The sequence below is a fragment of the Bacteroides sp. CACC 737 genome, assembly GCF_013874375.1.
In the GTDB taxonomy this organism is placed as follows: domain Bacteria; phylum Bacteroidota; class Bacteroidia; order Bacteroidales; family Bacteroidaceae; genus Bacteroides; species Bacteroides uniformis.
Window position 1 is genome coordinate 2,600,440 of record NZ_CP059408.1, and the last position, 14,712, is coordinate 2,615,151.

Consider the following 14,712-nt stretch of genomic DNA (forward strand, 5'->3'; position numbering starts at 1 on the left):
TCTATTAATTTAAACAAGAAAATCACAAAGGGTGTCCTTTCAACGCACGCCAGGCAGTCCATGAATTGACAGCCGTCACCACAGCAATAAGAAACATCGGAATGCTTGTCCGAGATTCCTGATAATGTATATACAAGATACCGACAACAAGGGCACAAAGAAATAAGATGCAGTTAATAATCAGCAATGCCCTATTGAGCTTCGGATTATTCTTCTTTTTCGGTGCCAACTGGTTATGCAGTCCTCCATTTTGCTTCATGAGTTCAAAAATTGAGTAATCACTTTCAAGGCTTCCGCTTTAGCTGTTTCCAAGTCATCATTCACAATCACCGTATCAAATCTCGATGCAAAGCCCAATTCATATTCGGCTTTCGCCACGCGACTCTCTATCACTTCGGGAGCATCTGTTCCGCGTCCTACCAGGCGCTTGCGCAATTCCTCCACCGAAGGCGGTTGAATGAAAACAGACAATGCACGTTCACCATAGAATTTCTTAATATTGCAACCACCCACTACATCCACATCGAACACAACATTCTGCCCGGCAGCCAATTGTTTTTCCACCTGCTCCTTCAGTGTCCCGTAAAAACGGTCCTGATACACCTCTTCATACTCCAAGAATTCATCATTGGCTATGCGGTGGCGGAATTCATCGGGAGTCAGAAAGAAATATTCCACTCCATCTTCCTCCGTTCCGCGAGGCGGGCGACTGGTTGCCGAGATGGAAAATGAGAGATTCAGATTCTGAGTCAGCAGATAGTTGATAATCGTCGACTTTCCGGAACCCGAAGGGGCTGAAAATATGATAAGTTTTGCCATGAAATTTAAATCACATTACATTCAATACTTGTTCCTTGATTTGCTCCAGTTCATCCTTCATCTGAACGACAATCTTCTGCATCTCCGCATGATTGGACTTACTGCCCAAGGTATTGATTTCACGTCCCATCTCCTGAGCGATGAACCCTAACTTCTTGCCTTGGCCGGTTCCGGTTTCCAGCGTATTGATAAAATATTTCAGATGATTGCCAAGACGCTGTTTTTCTTCGTTCACATCCAGCTTTTCGATGTAGTAGATGAGTTCCTGCTCCAGGCGGTTCTTGTCATAATCCACACTCAAGGTCTTTTCCAGTGCATCTGTAATACGTTCCTTCACTTTGGCTACACGCTCTTTCTCATAGGGAGCGATAGTCTCCAACAGATGGGAGATGTTGGAGATCTTCTCACGGAACTTCTTTTCAAGGGCAGCTCCTTCCTGCTTACGGAAGTCCACCAGCGCACCGACAGCCTTTTCCACAGCCGAATAAACCACAGTCCATTCTTCCTCACTCAGTTCCTGCGTTTCATTCTTGGTCATCACATCCGGCATGCGGAGCAACGTGGCAAACCAGTCCGTCGCATCCGGTACAGGTATTCCAAGATTTTCGGATATGGCACGAATCTGCTTGTAGTATCCCTCCACCAATGTCTGATTGATGGGAGTGGCACTTTCCGCACTCTCTTTCTTTTCTATCCAAAGGCTGAAATCCACCTTTCCGCGTTCCAGTTTCCGTGATATTTCATTACGGATTTCCATCTCTTTCTCACGATAAAGCGGAGCAATACGAGCAGATAAGTCCATTGCCTTACTATTGAGCGACTTTATTTCAACGTTGATTTTCTTATCAGGCAGTTCGACGGTTGCTTTGCCGTAGCCTGTCATGGATTGTATCATAATGTTATAGTTTTGCGCAAAATTACACGATTATTTTAATTAGTGAAAATAATCACGTAAATTTGCCACAATAAAATCAAGAATAAAAGTTATGTCATGTATCTTGCATATTGAAACGTCCACTTCTACCTGCTCCGTAGCCGTGAGCGAGGACGGACAGAACGTTTTCAAGAAAGAGGACCTGAATGGCCCTTCACACGCCGTTTCATTGGGAGTCTTTGTGGACGAGGCGCTATCCTTTGCCGATAGCCATGCCATGCCGTTGGATGCAGTCGCCGTAAGCTGCGGCCCAGGTTCGTATACCGGGTTGCGTATCGGCGTGTCAATGGCAAAAGGTGTCTGCTATGGACGTAACCTGCCACTTATCGGACTGGAAACCCTGAAAGTTCAGTGTGTACCGGTATTACTCTACCACGATGAGCTACCCGACGACGCACTGCTCTGTCCCATGATTGACGCCCGCCGCATGGAAGTCTATGCTGCCATCTACGACCGTGCCTTGAAACCGGTGCGCGACATTGGAGCCGATATTGTGGACGAAAGTTCCTACCTGAAATTCTTAGAGCAACATCCCGTCTACTTCTTCGGTGACGGTGCGGCCAAATGCAAAGAGAAAATCACGCATCCCAATGCACACTTCATCGACGGCATCCAACCTCTTGCCAGCATGATGTTTCCGTTGGCAGAGAAGGCAATAGCCGAACAAGACTTCAAGGATGTGGCCTATTTCGAGCCCTTCTATTTGAAGGAATTTGTAGCCGGCACGCCAAAGAAACTTATTTAGGGTTTAGCGATTAGGAATTAGGGATGAATACCATGCGGTATCACTGCGTAGCCCATTAATCACTAACCACTAATCGTTAAACCCTAATCACTAATCATTGAACATTAATCACTAATTAAAGATGCAATATAACACCCAACAAAAACGGATGCCCCTGCCCGAATATGGTCGCAGCATCCAGAATATGGTAGACCACGCGCTGACAATCGAAGACCGCGCAGAACGCCAGCGTTGCGCAAATACAATCATCAACATCATGGGAAACATGTTTCCCCATTTGCGCGATGTGCCCGACTTCAAACATAAGCTGTGGGACCACCTTGCCATCATGGCCAACTTCCAACTGGATATAGATTATCCGTACGAGATTATCCGCAAGGACAATCTGAACACTAAGCCGGAGAGTATCCCCTACCCCAGTACCAAAATCCGTTACCGCCACTACGGCCGTACGCTGGAAGTACTGATAAAGAAAGCTATCGAATTCCCGGAAGGAGACGAGAAACAGAACTTGATAGCCCTCATCTGCAATCACATGAAGAAAGATTACATGGCATGGAATAAAGATACCGTCGATGACCGTAAAATTTCAGATGACCTCACCGAACTCTCTGACGGAAAACTGCAAATGACAGACAGCATCGTCCGACTCATGGCCGAACGTATTGACCAGAACTACCGTCCGAAGGTGAACAACCAAAATAACCGGAATAACAACCGGAACAATAAACGAAAATACTAAAATTGAATGATTAGCGATTAGTGGTTAGTGATGAATGTCATGTGGCATCACCATGCAGACCACTAATTACTAATCACTAACCCCTAATCACTAACTTCATGGCATCATTTGTAATCGAAGGAGGACACAGACTTTCCGGTGACATTTACCCCCAAGGAGCAAAAAACGAGGTGTTGCAAATTATCTGCGCCACATTGCTCACTGCCGAAGAGGTGACTGTGCACAATATCCCGGACATACTGGACGTCAACAACCTTATCCAATTGATGCGGGATATGGGAGTCAGCGTATCTAAAAAAGGCATTGACACTTACAGTTTTCAAGCTGCCGACATTGATTTCGCCTATCTGGAAAGTGACGCGTTCCTGAAAAAATGTTCCAGCCTGCGCGGTTCCGTCATGCTGGTGGGGCCGATGGTGGCACGTTTCGGCAAGGCCATGATTTCCAAGCCGGGCGGAGACAAGATAGGACGCCGCCGTCTGGATACACATTTTATTGGTATCCAAAATTTAGGAGCCAACTTCATCTATAATGAGAAACGTGGCATCTACGAAATATCAGCCAAACAACTGCATGGCAGTTATATGCTACTCGACGAGGCATCTGTAACGGGAACCGCCAATATTGTAATGGCAGCAGTCCTTGCCAGAGGCAAGACCACCATCTACAACGCCGCCTGCGAACCCTACGTGCAGCAACTTTGCAGAATGCTGAACCGGATGGGAGCTAAGATAGAAGGCATCGCCTCCAACCTCCTGACTATCGAAGGAGTGGACGAGCTGCACGGAACCGAGCATACCATCCTCCCCGACATGATTGAAGTGGGCAGTTTCATCGGCATGGCAGCCATGACCCGTAGCGAACTGACCATCAAGAATGTCTCCTACGAGAACTTGGGAATTATCCCCGACAGTTTCCGCCGCCTCGGCATCAAGATGGAGCAGCGAGGAGATGACATTTACGTGCCCTCACAAGAGACGTACCAGATAGAGTCCTTTATCGACGGCTCCATCATGACCATTGCCGACGCACCCTGGCCCGGACTGACACCAGACTTGCTCAGTGTGCTGCTGGTGGTTGCCACCCAGGCAAAAGGCAGTGTACTCATTCACCAGAAAATGTTCGAAAGCCGCTTGTTCTTTGTGGACAAGCTGATAGATATGGGAGCGCAAATCATCCTCTGCGACCCGCACCGTGCCGTTGTCATCGGACATGACCACGGCTTCAAACTACGCGGCGGCAACATGACCTCGCCCGATATCCGTGCCGGTATCGCCCTGCTGATAGCTGCCATGAGTGCGGACGGCATCAGCCGCATCCATAATATAGAGCAGATAGACCGGGGATATCAGAATATTGAAGGACGACTGAATGCACTCGGAGCAAGAATAACAAGAATAGAATAAGATGATAAAGAGAGAAGAAGTATATAAGATAGGTATATTCAACAAGCCCCACGGTATTCACGGAGAATTGTCGTTCACTTTTACGGATGACATCTTCGACCGGGTGGAGGCCGAATACCTAATCTGCCTGCTGGACGGTATACTGGTGCCTTTCTTCTTGGAAGAATACCGTTTCCGCTCCGACACCACCGCCCTTGTCAAACTGGAAGGCGTAGACACGGCAGAACGCGCCCGCATGTTCACCAATATTGAGGTCTACTTCCCCGTAAAGCATGCGGAAGAGGCAGGACCGGGTAAACTGAGTTGGGACTTCTTCGTCGGTTTCCGTATGGAGGAAGTACATCACGGCGCGCTGGGAGAAGTGACGGACGTGGACACATCGACCATCAACACACTGTTTGTGGTAGATTATCAGGGAGAAGAACTGCTGGTGCCGGCACAAGAAGAGTTTATTATAGACATTGACCAGAAGCACAAGGTCATCACCGTAGACCTGCCGGAAGGTTTGATAGCTTTGGACGAAACAGAAGAGGTATGAAAAAGAAACGGAGAAAAGCATTTTGGAGCAACATCAAGTTCAAGTACAGACTGACAATTACAAACGAAAATACCCTTGAGGATATCATCACGTTACGCGTATCCAAGCTGAACGGACTGTCCGTATTACTCTCCGTGTTGTTCATATTGTTTCTCATCGCCTCCTTGATTGTAGCCTTCACCCCGCTGCGCAACTACCTGCCCGGATATATGAACAGTGAAATCCGTGCCCAGGTAGTGGAGAATGCCTTACGCGTAGATTCCCTTCAGCAACTGGTGAACAGACAGAACCTTTATATCATGAATATCCAGGACATCTTCCAGGGCAAGATAAAGGCAGATACCATACACTCCATCGACTCGTTGACCAACCTGCGCGAAGATTCGCTCATGGAACGTACACAACGGGAAGCCGAATTCCGCAAGCAGTACGAGGAGACAGAAAAGTACAACCTGACGAGCATCACCGCCCGCCCCGAAATAGACGGACTGATTTTCTACCGCCCCACACGCGGCATGATTTCATCTCCCTTCAATGCCGAAACAAAACACTTCGGCACGGACATTGCCGCCAATCCGGGCGAAAGCGTATTGGCCACCTTAGACGGTACCGTCATACTGAGTACCTACACTGCCGAGACGGGTTATCTGATAGAAATACAGCACAACCAGGACTTCGTGTCAGTTTACAAGCATTGCGGCTCTCTGCTGAAGCGAGAAGGCGATGCGGTGAAAGGGGGTGAAGCCATCGCACTGGTAGGAAACACCGGCGAGCTGTCCACCGGTCCCCATCTTCACTTCGAGCTGTGGCATAAGGGCAGGGCCGTAAATCCCGAGCTTTACATCGTATTTTAATCTCCAAATAGTAAATTGTAAATAGCATAATAGTAAATGAAACAGATTGCCATACTCGGTTCTACCGGTTCCATCGGTACACAAGCGTTGCAGGTCATCGAAGAACATCCCGACCAGTACGAAGCATACGTATTGACCGCCAATAACCGCGTAGAGGAACTCATAGCCCAGGCACGCAAATTCAAGCCTGAGGCAGTGGTAATAGCCAACGAATCGAACTACACGCAACTGAAAGAAGCGCTTGCCGACCTACCTATCAAGGTATATGCCGGCGCAGATGCCCTCTGCCAGATTGTGACCGAAAATCCCATCGATATGGTATTGACCGCCATGGTGGGATATGCAGGGCTGAAGCCTACCATGAATGCCATCCGCGCCCGTAAGCCGATAGCCCTTGCCAACAAAGAGACGCTGGTGGTGGCGGGAGAGCTCATCAATGACCTGGCACGCTTCAGCGGTGTCCCCATCCTGCCCGTCGACTCCGAGCACTCCGCCGTTTTCCAGTGCCTGGCCGGCGAGATAGGCAACCAAATAGAAAAAGTGATACTGACTGCCTCCGGAGGTCCGTTCCGCACCTGCACCATGGAGCAACTGGCAACCGTCACCAAAGCGCAAGCACTGAAACACCCCAATTGGGACATGGGCGCCAAAATCACGATAGACTCTGCTTCCATGATGAACAAAGGGTTCGAGGTTATCGAAGCCAAATGGCTGTTCGGTGTACGTCCCAACCAGATAGAAGTCGTGGTACACCCGCAATCCGTCATTCACTCCATGGTACAGTTTGAGGACGGTGCCGTGAAAGCACAACTGGGAATGCCGGACATGCGCCTGCCCATCCAATACGCCTTCTCCTACCCCGACCGGTTGAAAGCCTCTTTCCCGCGCCTGGACTTCAAGCTGTGTACGGAACTGACGTTCGAGCAACCGGACACCACCCGTTTCCGTAACCTCGCCCTGGCCTACGAAGCATTGCATCGTGCAGGCAATATGCCTTGCATTGTCAATGCCGCCAATGAAGTGGTGGTAGCCGCCTTCCTGCAGGACAAAATTTCGTTCCTTGGCATGAGTGAAGTAATAGAAAAGACCATGTCGCGTGTATCCTACTTACAGAAGCCCACCTATGAAGACTATGTGGCTACGGATGCCGAAGCCCGACGGATAGCAGAAGAGCTGATTTGATAGATACACCGGAATGAAAAGAATTATAAAAAACATCTACTCATTTGATACGTTAAATAAGAAAACGTACCTTTGCGAAAATTATAAAAATCGTAAAACAGCAAATAATTAGATGGAAACATTCTTGATTCGTGCCCTGCAACTCATTATGAGCCTCTCGTTGCTCGTTATTGTTCATGAGGGGGGGCACTTCCTTTTTGCGCGTCTGTTCAAGACGCGGGTAGAAAAGTTCTGCTTATTCTTTGACCCTTGGTTCACATTATTCAAGTTCAAGCCCAAACACAGTGACACGGAATATGGTATCGGGTGGCTACCCTTAGGTGGTTATGTAAAAATAGCAGGTATGATAGACGAATCTATGGATACCGAACAGATGAAGCAACCCATGCAGCCATGGGAGTTCCGTGCCAAGCCGGCATGGCAGCGCCTACTGATTATGGTAGGCGGTGTATTGTTCAACTTCCTGCTCGCATTGTTCATCTATTCCATGATACTTTTTACTTGGGGCGACGAATATATACCAGTACAAAAAGCCCCATTGGGTATGGATTTTAACGAAACAGCCAAAGCCATAGGCTTCCGCGACGGCGATATCCTAATATCTGCCGACGGGGTACCGTTCGAACGCTATGACGGCGACCTGCTGACCAATATTGTCGATGCCCGCCAGGTAAGCGTATTGCGTGACGGGGAAGCTGCTTCAGTCTACATCCCCGAAGACATGATGAACCGCTTGCTGGCAGACAGTGTGCGTTTCGCCAGTTTCCGTTTCCCTTATGTAGTCGACAGCCTGATTGTAGGATACCCTGCCGCTTCCGCCGGTCTGCAAGTGGGCGACAGCATCACCCACTTGGATGGAAAGTCAATAAGCTACTACGACTTCAAAGAAGAGATGCTGAAGCGCAAGAAAGCCAACGCATCCCATGAGGTAACCTTAACATACGTCCGTAACGGTGTAACAGATACTTTGAGCATGATAACCAATGCCGACTATGAAATAGGCGTGGCAGCACGTACAGCAACCGACAAGCTGCTGCCCGTTGTCCGTAAGGAATACAGTTTCCTTTCCTCTTTCCCTGCCGGCGTATCTTTGGGGGTAAAGACTCTGAAAGGCTACGTAGGCCAGATGAAATATCTCTTCTCCAAGGAAGGAGCCAAGCAACTCGGAGGTTTCGGAACCATCGGCAGTATTTTCCCCGCCACGTGGGACTGGCACCAGTTCTGGTACATGACGGCATTCCTCTCCATCATCCTTGCCTTTATGAATATTCTGCCCATCCCCGCACTGGACGGCGGACACGTGTTATTCCTCATTTACGAAATCATTGCACGCCGCAAGCCCAGCGACAAGTTTATGGAACGTGCGCAGATGGTGGGCATGTTCCTCTTGTTCGGTTTGCTGATTTGGGCAAACTTCAACGATATACTGAGGTATTTCTTTTAAAGAACAAGACATAAAAAAACGCATCATCCATTCGCAGTAGAACGGATGATGCATTTACATCAAACAGATGATGTGTTCGGGGCAAGCAGACGATGCGTTTGAGCCAAACACATCATCTGTTTTTTCTGTGTCTTATACCAAATGGCCGATCCACTCTTCTCTATCGCCCGGAAGCAGGTCTATTACCGGAACTTCAACCATTGTATAGCAACCCGGCTGCTGACGCATAGCGGCACGCGCCACACATACCAGCACTTGTGCCGTGAGGGCAGGATTGTTAATACGCATGTTGAACTCAAATAGCTGGTTCTGCGTCTTGCCGGACACACCCTTACGGGTCAAGTTTACCCCATGACCCATATCGAGCAGTGCATCCACACTCGGAACCAATTTTACATGTGTTTCGTCATTCACGAAGTACGGGTCGGCTTTGATGGCTGCAGCCACCTTATCAAATTCGTAACCATCCTTCAACTCAATGTACACCATACGACGGTGAATGCCGGTTCCTGTAGGAATAGTCATGGAAAGAGCGGCTTTCACACCTTCGATGGCCTTTACAGCCACGGTGTGTCCCATGCTCATACCCGGACCAAAATTAGTATAGGTAATGCCTTTCGGAGCAATGGCTTCCAGCATAGTGCGGACAATGGAGTCACTACCCGGGTCCCAGCCGGCAGAAATGATGGATACCGTATTATGCTTTTTAGCCTCTGCATCCAGTGTGCGGCGCAAGGCAGTGATACCCGTATGGATATCGAAACTGTCCACAGTATGAATGCCTAAAGCAAGGATCTCCTTTGCATACTCTTCCACCTTGCGGGTAGGCGTACAAAGGATAGCAACATCCACGTCTTTCAGTTCCTTGATATTCTTCACAACGGGATATGCACTCAGTTCCGCAGGACAGTTTTCAGCTCCGGCACGGCGTACTACACCGGCAATTTCGAAATCGGGAGCTGCTTGCAGGGCTTCGAGCACATAATGCCCGATATTACCATAGCCAACGATGGCCGCTCTTACTTTTTTCATTCTTTTTATGAATTTATTTATCAGTTTTCTACTTTATCGGCGCAAAAGTAAGCATTTTAATTTATTATATCGGCAGAACTCCCTGCTGTTTCACACAGTTTTTCTTTTTTTAGTGAGTGAAAGTCCAATAATAATTCATACATTCGCAGATGATATGTATGCAAGGCGCATTTTGGGCCGACAAGTAAAAGAATTATGATAGAATACATCAGAGGCGGAATTGCCGAACTAAGTCCGGCAACCGCAATAATAGACTGCAACGGATTGGGATACGGCGTCAATATTTCATTGAACACGTATGCCGCCATCCAGGGCAAGAAAGAATGCAAACTATATATATACGAAGCTATCCGTGAAGACGCCTATGTCCTCTACGGATTCGCCGACAAGCAGGAACGCGAACTATTCCTGCTGCTCATCTCCGTTTCAGGCATCGGCGGAAATACAGCCCGCATGATTCTCTCGGCACTCTCGCCATCCGAACTGATAAATGTCATCAGCACGGAAAATGCCACTCTACTGAAAACAGTCAAGGGTATCGGGCTGAAAACAGCCCAACGGATAATTGTGGATTTAAAAGACAAAATCAAGACCGGCAGCGTTGTAGCCGGCAACGCAGGGACCATAGGTACACTGGTATCGGCAGCCAACGCACAAGTACAAGAAGAAGCCGTAGCCGCCCTTACCATGCTGGGCTTTGCACAAGCCCCCTCACAAAAAGTAGTGCTTGCCATTTTGAAGGAAGAACCAAGTGCACCGGTGGAACAAGTCATCAAATTGGCATTAAAAAGACTATAACCTTTATCTAAAACAAATCATGACAACAATCAACATGCAATATTGGTTGGGGGCCAATGAACGCACCCGCGTACTGCCAACAGACAAATGGTACCTCGACTTCGCCACAAGCATCCTGCCCCTCGTCAAAGCCTCTCCTCTGTTCAACAAGGAAGAGCTGCGTACCCAAATTGACGCAGCCATCTCCCTCGGCATGTACTTTCAAGATGCCATTGCCCAAAGCGGAGGCTGGAAACTTTTCTCCGAAGCCTTTCAGGGAGTATACGGAACTTACCTGCCGTTCTATCCGCTGAGTGACGATTATACGCCCGATGAAATAAATCAGGAAGACATTGCATTCGTACTGTGGACATTGAAATCACAATTCAGCATTTTTGACAAGGAATACACCTTGTTCAGTCCTTATGACAAAGACCTGCTTGCATTAAGCCAAAGCGCCTATGAACTGATGGATGCACGTTTCGAAGAAGCTCCCATCAGCAAGGGAGAATCTTCCTTCCTTTGGGTAATGGGACTTGATTTACTGGATATACCCATTACTCCGCTGCCGGAAGTCACTCCGGAAACCAAACTGAGCAAAGATGCCGCCCACTGTCTGGAATACAGCCAGGGGAAACCGCTGCTATACTTCACCGATTACAAGGAGCTTTGCACTTTCTTTGTCAATGTCTTGGGATGGGAAAACAAACGGTCCGCATTATTGCCCGACCTGGAATACAAAAAAGAGTTCGTGATTTATGCCAACGCCAAAGGTATGCTCGTAGCCCACAACGTGGCCGCCTATTTCTGTGAAGAACATAACCCGATGTACGATGCCAAACGCGCTGCTGCAGAGGGTTACAAGATGTTCTGCCAACCTGGAGAGTGTCCGTTCGACCTGCTGAAATACGGAATGACCAAAGGAATTCTACCCGATGTGGAACTTCCCTTCTTGAAAGGAAAAGAAACACTGCATCAATATTGGGACTTTATAGCCCGCTACTACTTATGTGAATATTATGAAGGCGAGTAACCATTCCGGCATAAAGCCCAAACGGAGCAACAAGGCCAAGCCAACCGGAAAACGGATTGGTAAATCCAAACCTTCGAAAGCGAATAATCAGCTTAACAGAAGGGTAAAATAATTGAAAATGGATAATGGAAAAATAAACAGTGCAGCGTATTTATTGAAACCGCATGGCAATTTTCCATTATCCATTATCAATTTTCAAAGTTCCACAATCTCTTCCTTACACAACGTCAGTTTCTCCACTCCTTCCGCTGTTATAACCCAAGAGTTTTCGATACCAACGGGACCAATGCCCGGCAAAACAATTTTCGGCTCCAATGCAAAGACCATACCCGGCTCCAACTCCTGCTTCATACGCGGAGCCAATACCGGCATTTCATTGATTTCCAAACCGATGCCATGACCGATAAACTTGGCCTTTTGAGTGGCTCCCATAAAGTTGTCGGCAAAGCCTGCTTTGGTGACAATATCGATAGCGAGATTGTAAAGGTCCTCACAAACAGCACCCGGTTTCGCTTTTTCTACAACAGCCTCTTGTATGTCCAGGCAAACTTGATGGGCAACATATGCCTTTTCCGGCAGCTTTCCGATAGAGAATACACGGCTCATGTCTCCCATATAGCCATAGAAGTTACCCCCCATATCAACCATAAAGCTCTGACCGGGCTGCAACAGTGCACCGTTCACACTGATAGGCAGTGACGGGTCAAGTCCCTCGCCTCCCAGAGCAAAATCATAGGGGGCAGGCGCAGTGGCATTGTCTCCTGCCAGCAGACTTCCCATAAAAATCTCCATACTTTGTCCGAAGGTACGAAAAATACCCAGACAACCTTCCAGACGCATCAGGCGCTCTATTTCGATGGATAACTGGCGGTCTGTCATTCCTGGTCTATAAACCGAGGGTATTTGTTCGTAAGCTTTAGCATGTGCAATGCCGGAACGACGGAACATCTCAATCTCTATTTCAGTCTTGACACTTCGGGCCTTCCGGATAAGTGCCGTACCACAAGGAAGCACCTCCGTTTCAGGGAAACACGCAGCCAAACGGTTATATTCCGTAAAAGACAACTCATCCCCCTCCAGCATCAACCTCGCAGGTATGGGCAAACCACATTCCTTTAGTAAGTCAGGCAGTTGTTCCGGTTTACGGATAGGATGAATATGTTCCCCTTCAATATTGTTAGGACGTTTGATGAATAAACGGGCGGGAGCATTCAACGGCAGATACAAGTAACCGCTGACGACACGTCCGTACGTATAGATTAAGTTTACATTGCAAGCGATAAGAGCGGCATCAATCTCTTGTTGAGCCATGAGAGAGCGTATTTTATCACGTCTCAGTTTCAATTCAGGTAGTAACATCTCTTTGTCATTTATGGTTTCTCGGATACAAAGATACAACTTTTTTAATTGAGAATAAAAAAAGTACTGCCCGATACCTTCACAGGCGTAGAGCAGCACAAACCACAAATACAAATACAACTAAACAAAGTTTCTCTCTTAGATAATTCCCTGACCCATCATGGCATGAGCCACCTTCATGAAACCGGCGATATTCGCTCCCTTCACGTAGTTGATGTAGCCATCGGGTTCTGTCCCATATTTTACGCATTGAGCATGAATTCCGTGCATGATGGCGTGGAGTTTTTCATCCACTTCGGCTGCACTCCAGCTGAGGTGCATGGCGTTCTGCGACATTTCCAGTCCGCTGGTAGCCACACCACCTGCATTGACAGCCTTGCCCGGTGCATACATAATCTTATTTTCAATGAAAAGATCGATAGCTTCGGGCGTACATCCCATATTGGAGATTTCTCCTACACATGTCACCTTGTTGTCAATGAGATGTTGTGCATCTTCGCCGTTCAGCTCGTTCTGAGTAGCGCAAGGCAGAGCGATGTCCACTTTCACTTCCCACGGGCGTTTGCCTGCCACGAAAGTAGAGCCGGGGAATTCGTCGGCATACGGTGCCACAATATCGTTGCCCGATGACCGGAGTTCCAGCATATAATCTATCTTTTCGCCACTGATACCGTTCGGGTCGTAGATGTAACCGTCGGGACCGGAGATGGTAACAACCTTAGCACCCAATTCGGTAGCCTTAGTAGCAGCACCCCAAGCCACATTTCCAAAACCGGAGATGGCCACGGTCTTGCCCTTGATGTCAATGCCTTTTGTCTGTAACATTTGGTTTACAAAATACAAGCCACCAAATCCTGTTGCTTCGGGACGAATCAGCGAACCGCCAAATTCCAAGCCTTTACCAGTAAATGTGCCCGTAAATTCGCGAGTCAACTTCTTATACATACCGAACATATAGCCCACTTCGCGACCGCCTACACCGATATCACCGGCAGGAACATCCATATCCGGACCGAGGTGACGCCACAACTCCAGCATGAAGGCCTGACAGAAACGCATAATTTCAGCATCGCTCTTTCCGCGCGGAGAGAAGTCGGAACCACCCTTACCTCCACCCATAGGCAATGTAGTCAAGGCATTCTTGAAGGTCTGCTCAAATCCCAGGAACTTGAGGATAGAAAGATTTACGGAAGCATGGAAACGAATACCGCCTTTGTACGGGCCAATGGCATTGTTGAACTGCACACGATAGCCGAGGTTCGTCTGAACTTCACCTTTATCATCCACCCACGTTACGCGGAAAGTAAAGATACGGTCAGGTTCAACCAGACGTTCTATAATTTTCGCTTTCTCGAACTCGGGATGTTGGTTATAGATATCTTCGATGGAAAGAAGAACTTCCTTTACGGCTTGAAGATACTCAGACTCGCCGGGGTGCTTTGCCTCTAAAGAGGTCATGATACGTTCGATATTCATAATATTACGTTTTAAAGGTTATTACCTTGTTGACTTTACGCTATTCAAACAAAATGTCAATGAATAACACCGCAAATATAAGAAAACTTTTCAAAACAGCTAAATTTTACGGTTATATTTTGATTAAAGAATGATAAAATGTCAAATCCCCGGCATTCTTTCCTCATCCCAAAGTGTTCCATTCTTCCGTTTTTCAGCCAACAATTCGCTATAACGGTATAAAAATAGAAAAAATATAAAAAGAGAACAAGCAAAATGACAATAATGTCATAATTCCGGGTTTAAAAAACACTTTCCGAGGTTCACCTTCCATAAAATTTCGCTACTTCGGATAGCTTTTAAAGCTTTTATGGCAGTTTTCAAACCTCCTT

Annotated in this window: 15 protein-coding genes; 9 read left to right on the plus strand and 6 right to left on the minus strand. The window is 47.6% G+C overall.

Annotated elements, in window-relative coordinates:
• Window positions 1-22: 22 nt before the first annotated feature.
• Genes H1A11_RS11360 through H1A11_RS11370 form a run of 3 tightly spaced genes read right to left on the minus strand, consistent with a single transcriptional unit; the run spans window position 23 to window position 1,714 of the window.
• Window positions 23-259: a hypothetical protein gene (locus H1A11_RS11360; RefSeq protein ID WP_117600501.1), complete on the minus strand. Its 237-nt coding sequence runs from the start codon at window positions 257-259 to the stop codon at window positions 23-25.
• Complete coding sequence (gene gmk / locus H1A11_RS11365; RefSeq protein WP_117600502.1) at window positions 256-819, minus strand: guanylate kinase; 564 nt, start codon at window positions 817-819, stop codon at window positions 256-258. Before gmk ends, H1A11_RS11360 begins: the two co-directional genes overlap by 4 nt.
• Before the next feature lie 10 nt (window positions 820-829).
• Window positions 830-1,714, minus strand: coding sequence for a YicC/YloC family endoribonuclease (locus tag H1A11_RS11370; RefSeq protein WP_174647103.1), 885 nt, complete (start codon window positions 1,712-1,714; stop codon window positions 830-832).
• A gap of 91 nt (window positions 1,715-1,805) precedes the next feature.
• Between H1A11_RS11370 and tsaB the strand changes: the two genes are divergently transcribed.
• From tsaB to rseP, 7 genes are all read left to right on the plus strand, one after another.
• On the plus strand, window positions 1,806-2,498 hold the full coding sequence (tsaB, locus tag H1A11_RS11375) for a tRNA (adenosine(37)-N6)-threonylcarbamoyltransferase complex dimerization subunit type 1 TsaB (RefSeq protein WP_174647104.1): 693 nt from the start codon (window positions 1,806-1,808) through the stop codon (window positions 2,496-2,498).
• A gap of 121 nt (window positions 2,499-2,619) precedes the next feature.
• Window positions 2,620-3,240, plus strand: coding sequence for a DUF4290 domain-containing protein (locus H1A11_RS11380; protein ID WP_117600504.1), 621 nt, complete (start codon window positions 2,620-2,622; stop codon window positions 3,238-3,240).
• 98 nt (window positions 3,241-3,338) lie between these two features.
• Complete coding sequence (gene murA / locus H1A11_RS11385) at window positions 3,339-4,646, plus strand: UDP-N-acetylglucosamine 1-carboxyvinyltransferase (RefSeq protein WP_117600505.1); 1,308 nt, start codon at window positions 3,339-3,341, stop codon at window positions 4,644-4,646.
• Window position 4,647: 1 nt separating this feature from the next.
• Window positions 4,648-5,184, plus strand: a complete 537-nt coding sequence (gene rimM, locus H1A11_RS11390) for a ribosome maturation factor RimM (protein WP_181757225.1) — start codon at window positions 4,648-4,650, stop codon at window positions 5,182-5,184.
• Window positions 5,181-6,038 carry a M23 family metallopeptidase gene (locus H1A11_RS11395; protein WP_181757226.1) on the plus strand — a complete coding sequence of 286 codons (858 nt, stop codon included), beginning with the start codon at window positions 5,181-5,183 and terminating at the stop codon, window positions 6,036-6,038. The genes rimM and H1A11_RS11395 overlap by 4 nt, the downstream gene beginning before the upstream one ends.
• 36 nt (window positions 6,039-6,074) lie before the next feature.
• Window positions 6,075-7,220, plus strand: a complete 1,146-nt coding sequence (locus H1A11_RS11400; protein WP_181757227.1) for a 1-deoxy-D-xylulose-5-phosphate reductoisomerase — start codon at window positions 6,075-6,077, stop codon at window positions 7,218-7,220.
• 112 nt (window positions 7,221-7,332) lie between these two features.
• Window positions 7,333-8,664 (plus strand): RIP metalloprotease RseP, encoded by a 1,332-nt coding sequence (rseP, locus tag H1A11_RS11405; RefSeq protein WP_181757228.1) that lies wholly within the window; start codon window positions 7,333-7,335, stop codon window positions 8,662-8,664.
• 132 nt (window positions 8,665-8,796) lie between these two features.
• Here the strand turns inward: rseP and H1A11_RS11410 are convergent, their stop codons facing one another.
• Window positions 8,797-9,696 (minus strand): diaminopimelate dehydrogenase, encoded by a 900-nt coding sequence (locus H1A11_RS11410; RefSeq protein WP_044467617.1) that lies wholly within the window; start codon window positions 9,694-9,696, stop codon window positions 8,797-8,799.
• A gap of 195 nt (window positions 9,697-9,891) precedes the next feature.
• Between H1A11_RS11410 and ruvA the strand changes: the two genes are divergently transcribed.
• Complete coding sequence (gene ruvA / locus H1A11_RS11415; protein WP_005833022.1) at window positions 9,892-10,494, plus strand: Holliday junction branch migration protein RuvA; 603 nt, start codon at window positions 9,892-9,894, stop codon at window positions 10,492-10,494.
• 19 nt (window positions 10,495-10,513) lie between these two features.
• Window positions 10,514-11,506: a DUF3843 family protein gene (locus tag H1A11_RS11420; protein WP_009038001.1), complete on the plus strand. Its 993-nt coding sequence runs from the start codon at window positions 10,514-10,516 to the stop codon at window positions 11,504-11,506.
• Between the two features lie 195 nt (window positions 11,507-11,701).
• On the opposite strand, the gene H1A11_RS11425 is transcribed toward H1A11_RS11420, so the two are convergent.
• Window positions 11,702-12,865: a Xaa-Pro peptidase family protein gene (locus H1A11_RS11425; RefSeq protein WP_117964235.1), complete on the minus strand. Its 1,164-nt coding sequence runs from the start codon at window positions 12,863-12,865 to the stop codon at window positions 11,702-11,704.
• A gap of 138 nt (window positions 12,866-13,003) precedes the next feature.
• On the minus strand, window positions 13,004-14,341 hold the full coding sequence (gdhA, locus tag H1A11_RS11430) for an NADP-specific glutamate dehydrogenase (RefSeq protein ID WP_181757229.1): 1,338 nt from the start codon (window positions 14,339-14,341) through the stop codon (window positions 13,004-13,006).
• Window positions 14,342-14,712 lie beyond the last annotated feature (371 nt).